General features: G+C 45.3%; 6 protein-coding genes. 4 read left to right on the forward strand and 2 right to left on the reverse strand.

The genetic code is table 11. The features are described 5' to 3' along the window. The first annotated feature begins 329 nt into the window (after positions 1 to 329). Positions 330 to 1,388, forward strand: coding sequence for an NAD(P)H-dependent flavin oxidoreductase (locus EI161_RS13075; protein ID WP_192523711.1), 1,059 nt, complete (start codon positions 330 to 332; stop codon positions 1,386 to 1,388). Here the strand turns inward: EI161_RS13075 and EI161_RS13080 are convergent. Next, positions 1,381 to 2,325 carry an alpha/beta fold hydrolase gene (locus EI161_RS13080; RefSeq protein ID WP_192523712.1) on the reverse strand — a complete coding sequence of 315 codons (945 nt, stop codon included), beginning with the start codon at positions 2,323 to 2,325 and terminating at the stop codon, positions 1,381 to 1,383. The genes EI161_RS13075 and EI161_RS13080 overlap by 8 nt on opposite strands. A 298-nt stretch (positions 2,326 to 2,623) precedes the next feature. On the opposite strand from EI161_RS13080, the gene EI161_RS14835 reads away from it, so the two are divergent. Together EI161_RS14835 and EI161_RS13085 are read left to right on the forward strand one after the other, a co-directional pair. After that, a complete protein-coding gene (locus EI161_RS14835; RefSeq protein ID WP_225735391.1) occupies positions 2,624 to 2,776 on the forward strand; it encodes a hypothetical protein in 153 nt (50 codons plus the stop codon). Positions 2,777 to 2,817: 41 nt separating this feature from the next. After that, the gene (locus tag EI161_RS13085; RefSeq protein WP_263973725.1) at positions 2,818 to 4,182 is read left to right on the forward strand and encodes an MATE family efflux transporter; all 1,365 of its coding nucleotides are present in this window, start codon (positions 2,818 to 2,820) and stop codon (positions 4,180 to 4,182) included. Positions 4,183 to 4,274: 92 nt separating this feature from the next. Here the strand turns inward: EI161_RS13085 and EI161_RS13090 are convergent, their stop codons facing one another. Then, positions 4,275 to 5,003, reverse strand: a complete 729-nt coding sequence (locus EI161_RS13090) for an aspartate/glutamate racemase family protein (RefSeq protein ID WP_192523714.1) — start codon at positions 5,001 to 5,003, stop codon at positions 4,275 to 4,277. Positions 5,004 to 5,265: 262 nt separating this feature from the next. Between EI161_RS13090 and EI161_RS13095 the strand changes: the two genes are divergently transcribed. Then, entirely contained in the window at positions 5,266 to 5,520 is a 255-nt protein-coding gene (locus tag EI161_RS13095) for a DUF2798 domain-containing protein (RefSeq protein ID WP_192523715.1), read from the forward strand. Positions 5,521 to 5,641: the final 121 nt, after the last annotated feature.

Consider the following 5,641-nt stretch of genomic DNA (forward strand, 5'->3'; position numbering starts at 1 on the left):
TCTTTGTCTACTAATTCGGGGTTAGTGATATCTACTACCATATACTTAATTCCTTTTGTTTGCTTAAATCAAAACTACTATAACACCATTATTCTATCATTAAATTAATCAACACATTATTAAAACACAGCCTAACTAAATAAACATTCTCTAACACGCACGGCGTTCAGCTTTGGTAAAGTAAGTTAGGTAAATTTTCTAATAACACTGTTCTCAAAAATCAGAGTAGCAAGGAAAATGATTGCAAGTGCTACATTGAGTAGGCTAAGCGAGTTTGACACCGCTAATCGTATTTTTGAGAATAGTATAAAACAAAAAGGACGCTCGTCATGACCTTACTTAAAACCCTGAATTTAACCCATCCTATCGTTCAAGCACCGATGGCAGGAGCCACCACACCTGAGCTGGCAGCGGCTGTAAGTAACTTTGGTGGACTGGGGTCACTAGGCGGTGGTACGACGGCGCCAGATATTTTAAACGAGCAAATCAACACCCTTAAATCACTGACTGATCGTCCTTTTATGATCAATTTGATGGTGTTATCCGAGCACGATTCTAATACCTTGGATAGCGAGATTCCTGATTGGTTAAGCGATTATTATGAAAAAAATAACCTAGACATGGCGTTACCTGAACGTCCTGCGCTCAACTTCTCTGAGCAACTACAGGTCCTTTATGACAATCCCGTTCCGGTGGCGAGTTTCACCTTTGGCATTATTAGCGTCGAGCAAGTTCAGTGTTTACAGAGTTTAGGCACGCGCGTCATCGGAACGGCAAATCATCCTGACGAGGCAAAACAATGGGCAGAGATTGGCGCAGATGCTGTCTGTATTCAAGGCGCAGAAGCTGGTGGACATCGCGGTGGTTGGTTGCAACAAAGCTCAAATGATCCACTAGGATTATTGACGCTGATTAGTCAAACTCGCGCCTGTACTGATATTCCGTTAATAGCCGCTGGCGGTATTATGACAGGGCAAGCGATTAAGGCGGTGCAAACGGCTGGCGCTGAGCTGGCGCAAATAGGGACGGCGTTTTTGACCACCGATAAATGCGGGATTAACGACATCTATAAGCAAGCGTTAATTGATGCTGGCCTTGGCAAGCGCAGTTCGGAGACGCGATTAACGCGTCTATTTTCGGGCAAACAAGCTCGCGGTTTATTGAATGATTATCTGTGCGACTTTGCTCAATACGAGAGCGCTCATGAGCTACCGCCCTACCCACAATTGAATGTGATGACCAAAAACTTGCGTGCTGATGCAAAGCGCAATCTTGATGCGGAACATCAGTCTTTATGGGCAGGACAAGGCGTGGCTTTGGTGAGACAAGAAAGCACGCTTGAATTGCTAGAGCGCCTAGTAACAGAGCTATCATCTGACTCTATTTAAGGGGTTCTCGAAACTTCTTATAATCGTTAGCGGTTTCTTTTACTGCTTCAATCATCGGAACATGGCCGACATCCTTCATCGTAATCACTTGCGCTTGCGGGATTATTTGTTTTATCAGCGTGACCGTTTCAGGTTTGATTACTTGATCCTTTTCGCCCCAAACGACCAGCGTTGGAATGTCATATTGAGCGATGGTTGTGGCGCGCTCCTCGACACTATCGGTGACGATTTGCTCTAGTATGTTAGATTCTAGCGCTTTATTGGCGATACGTTCTTGGGCAAAGACAGCTTTTACTGACTTAGGGATATAAGGCGGCTTGGTCATGACAAAATCATACATCTTATAAAAATCCTGCTTATTATCCACCAACAGCGGGTTATCCTCTAGCGTTGCGTTTTCTAGCGATTTAGGGAGACCTGCTGACCAAAACCCCGCGCTATCGATCAACCATAGGCTTTTGACATCTTTTGGGTACTTTGCTGCGTACGCAGCACTGATAGCGCCGCCCATCGAATTGCCACCGACATGGATACTTTCTGCTAATCCCTTCGCTTGTAATAGCTCATGTAAGCGTGTCGCTTGCGCCTCTGATTGATAGTCTGCCGTCATCGGCTTACTAGAGTCGCCAAAACCTAACAAATCAGGAATGATCAAATGATAGTCGCCTAGCTGTCTTGCGATGCGGGTGAAGTTGTCTTTATTGCCGCCGAAGCCATGAATGAGTAATAAAGGCTCAGCGTTTATATTGCCATTTTCAGCGTAGACCATTTTATCGCCAGAGCTTAATGTCATTGCTTTGACTGCTAAATCAGACTTATTGCGCTCATACTGAACTAATTTTTGGGTGGTATTTACCGCGAAGGTATTGGGCGCAGTCGTACAACCTACGATTGAAAAACTTAGCAGAGTAGCAAGGCCTAGGCGTTTTAGCAGCATCGAAACATCCTTTTTAATATTAGGGCGAGCCCTAGTCAGAATAAATTAAAGATTATTATCCTAGCACAAACTCTTTTTAAAACTGAGCCATAAAAGCAACTCGCTTGTCCATTAAAGTTTATGGCTGTTCTCTAAAAACGGCTATACAAATAATCATAAAGCATGCCGAAGGGTTACAGCTCTAATAAAGACGGCACACCCTTTCTGGTTTATGATAGATATTTTTGTTTCATTAGCTCTAATTATTAGCGCTAATTATAAGCCCCCGAATTAAATGTCTGGCGCAAAGGGATGAACATTGAGTAAAACAAATACCTCCACTGGTAAACAGCGCGACCTCACCGAAGGGTCGATTGCCAAGACGATGCTGCTGTTTGCATTGCCAACACTTGGATCATCGGCACTACAGTCGTTAAACGGCTCGATCAATGCCGTCTGGGTCGGTCTCTAGGTGAAGAAGCGTTGGCAGCGACGGCGAACGGCAATATCTTAATGTTTATATTGATCTCTTTCGTTTTTGGCTTCGGTATGGCGTCTACTATTTTGATTGGTCAGGCAATGGGTCGTCGCAACGAATCCATGGTCAAAAAAACCATGGGAACAGCGCTAGGGAGCATTATTCCGATCAGCGTATTGGTGTCGGCAGGAGGGTGGATATTTGCACCGGTGCTACTTGATATGCTTGGCACGCCGGCAAGTGCTGCAAGCCTTGCACTGACTTATATGCGGATGATTTTCGTTGCGATGCCGGTCACATTAACGTTTACGCTGATAATGATGGCACTACGTGGGGCAGGCGATTCTACAACACCCCTTTGGTTCATAGCTATGTCGGTCGTTATTGACTTGATTTTGACACCGACGCTTATTTTGGGTCTAGGCCCATTTCCCGAATGGGGTATATTTGGCTCGGCCTTCGCAACCGCCGTCGCCAATACACTAGCGCTTATTGGCATGCTCATCACCATGTATCTGCGTGGCTCTGTGCTGGCGCTTCGTATGCCTGAGCTGCGCTTTTTGCGCGCCGACCCAGAAATCTTGAAGTCGATGTTCTCGAAAGGTTTGCCGATGGGCATTCAAATGATCGTCATCTCTTCGGCCGCGTTGACGATGCTATCTCTGATAAACCGTGAAGGGGTGCAGACGACAGCCGCTTATAGTGCGACCCAGCAGCTTTGGACATACGTGCAAATGCCTGCGATGGCGTTAAGTGCCGCGGCGAGTGCGATGGTTGCACAGAATATTGGTGCTAACAAATGGCACAGGGTTGCAGGAATCACACGCTGGGGGCTCACTTTTAACCTAGTATTGACAGGCGCTGTCATCGTGTTGCTCACCATTTTTGATGAAACCTTTTTAGCTCTGTTTCTTGGCAGTGACAGCCAAGCGTTGCCAATTGGGCGGCATATTCAGATAATGGCGACATGGGGTTTTATCTTTTTTGGGATAGCGCAGGTTTTGTTCGGCACAATGCGGGCGAATGGCTATGTGGTTTGGCCGCTAATCGTGATGATTATTTCGATGTACCCAGTGCGTCTTGGGTTTGCTTTTGGGCTTTATCCCATGCTTGGCGACGATGCGCTTTGGCTGTCGTTCCCAGCAGGCATGGTGGCGACTGCCCTGATGGGGGTAGGACTGTATCTGCACGGCGGATGGCGTAAGGGCAGTATTTTACCGGCAGAAGAGGCTTCCCAAAGGTCTGAAGAGTTTCGCGCGCATACAGGCACCAATGCCTCGTTCCGAGATATTATCCCAACGACTGTATGGAAGCGCTTACCTTTGCGCCGTATCACAAGGTTGCATAGGCGACTTAAGAGACGCCTTCATAGATACCGTATGATAAGAAAGAATAAATGAGGATAGCGTGGTTCATATAATAGAAGTTCAACGAGGCGGCTTTTGTCAATCAGTGTAGAGGATTCACAAGCTGAAAGTGGGTTGATGAAATATTAAAAGTTTGCATTACCCAATAAAAAATCCACTGCCGCTGCTGCATGAATAGCCGTAGTATCGAATACTGGGATTGGGCTGTCTGCTTGCTTAATAAGCAATCCAATCTCGGTACATCCTAGTATCACGCCCTCGCATCCTTGCTCAGCTAAATCCTCAATCACTTGGCGATAATACTGCCGTGAGCTATCGAGTAATTGTCCTTGGCATAGCTCATCGTAGATTACCCGATGCACCTCTTCGCGTGCATCCGCATCTGGAATGAACACTTGCAAGCCAGCATCAATGAGGCGTTGCTTATAAAAATCCTGCGTCATGGTGAACTGTGTGCCTAGTAGCGCAACACGAGTTAAGCCTTTATTTTTAATAGCTTTAGCCGTTGCATCGGCGATATGTATAATCGGCAAACCAGTCGCTGCCTGCACCTCATCGACGACTTTATGCATGGTATTGGTCGCAATTAACAACCCTTGCGCACCAGCCGCCTGCAAGCGTTTGCCGCTATTGGCTAATATTTCGCCCATTTCCTCCCACGCCCCTTGCGCTTGTAACTCACCAATTGGTGCAAAATCTACGCTATGAATAAGCAGGTCTGCTGAATGCAAGTTGCCAAGCTCCGACTTAATACCTTCATTAATCAGCCGATAATAGCTTTCGGTACTCTCCCAGCTCATGCCACCGATGATGCCTAATATTTTTTGCTTAGCGTTTCGTTGTTCCGTAGACATTTTTTATCCTTATAATTTTTTAAAAGAGCGTTAAAGGTTATCAAGTAAATCCTTATACAATCTAACCATTAAAACAGATAATGATCGCAATATAATAATGAGAACTTGATGATTGATAATAACCATTTTACCTAGCCGTCGTCACGCGATATCATAGTCGCCGCCAAGCACTCGCAATGCTTTACTTCATCATCTCTTCTCTCGAAAAATTACGTTTTTATGATTAAGACGTAGCCCTCATCATGCAGGACGACTTAACGTTATGGCTCAATTTCCCGTCATCAGAATACGCACACGGCGCAAATATTACCGGTTGATTTTCACCTTTTTAATGGCGCTACTGATGTCCACGATTATTTCAACGGCCTTGCTGTTGATAAACGTCGGTTTTGTCGATGGGTTTTTTATCACCCTATTTCACTCATGGAAATATGCCTTTATGGTTGCTTGGCCGAGCGCTTATATTTGTGCCTATTTAATTCAAGAGCACCTACTCAGCCGCATTGAGTTTTATTAAGTAAGCACCTACAAACTTTAGTACACCATATTCTCATAAAACAGCTAAGATAGACTTTAGGTGGTGTTCTAAAAAGTATGCTGGCATCAGACGTAGCCATAATTGATGTAAAAGAACACCA

Source organism: Psychrobacter sp. FME5, assembly GCF_014861375.1.
In the GTDB taxonomy this organism is placed as follows: domain Bacteria; phylum Pseudomonadota; class Gammaproteobacteria; order Pseudomonadales; family Moraxellaceae; genus Psychrobacter.

Bases quoted from the DNA above. Each gene is read 5' to 3' on its own strand.
- EI161_RS13075 (WP_192523711.1), top strand. From the start codon at position 330: ATGACCTTACTTAAAACCCTGAATTTAACCCATCCTATCGTTCAAGCA.
- EI161_RS13080 (WP_192523712.1), bottom strand. From the start codon at position 2,325: ATGCTGCTAAAACGCCTAGGCCTTGCTACTCTGCTAAGTTTTTCAATC.
- EI161_RS13085 (WP_263973725.1), top strand. From the start codon at position 2,818: ATGTTTATATTGATCTCTTTCGTTTTTGGCTTCGGTATGGCGTCTACT.
- EI161_RS13090 (WP_192523714.1), bottom strand. From the start codon at position 5,003: ATGTCTACGGAACAACGAAACGCTAAGCAAAAAATATTAGGCATCATC.
- EI161_RS13095 (WP_192523715.1), top strand. From the start codon at position 5,266: ATGGCTCAATTTCCCGTCATCAGAATACGCACACGGCGCAAATATTAC.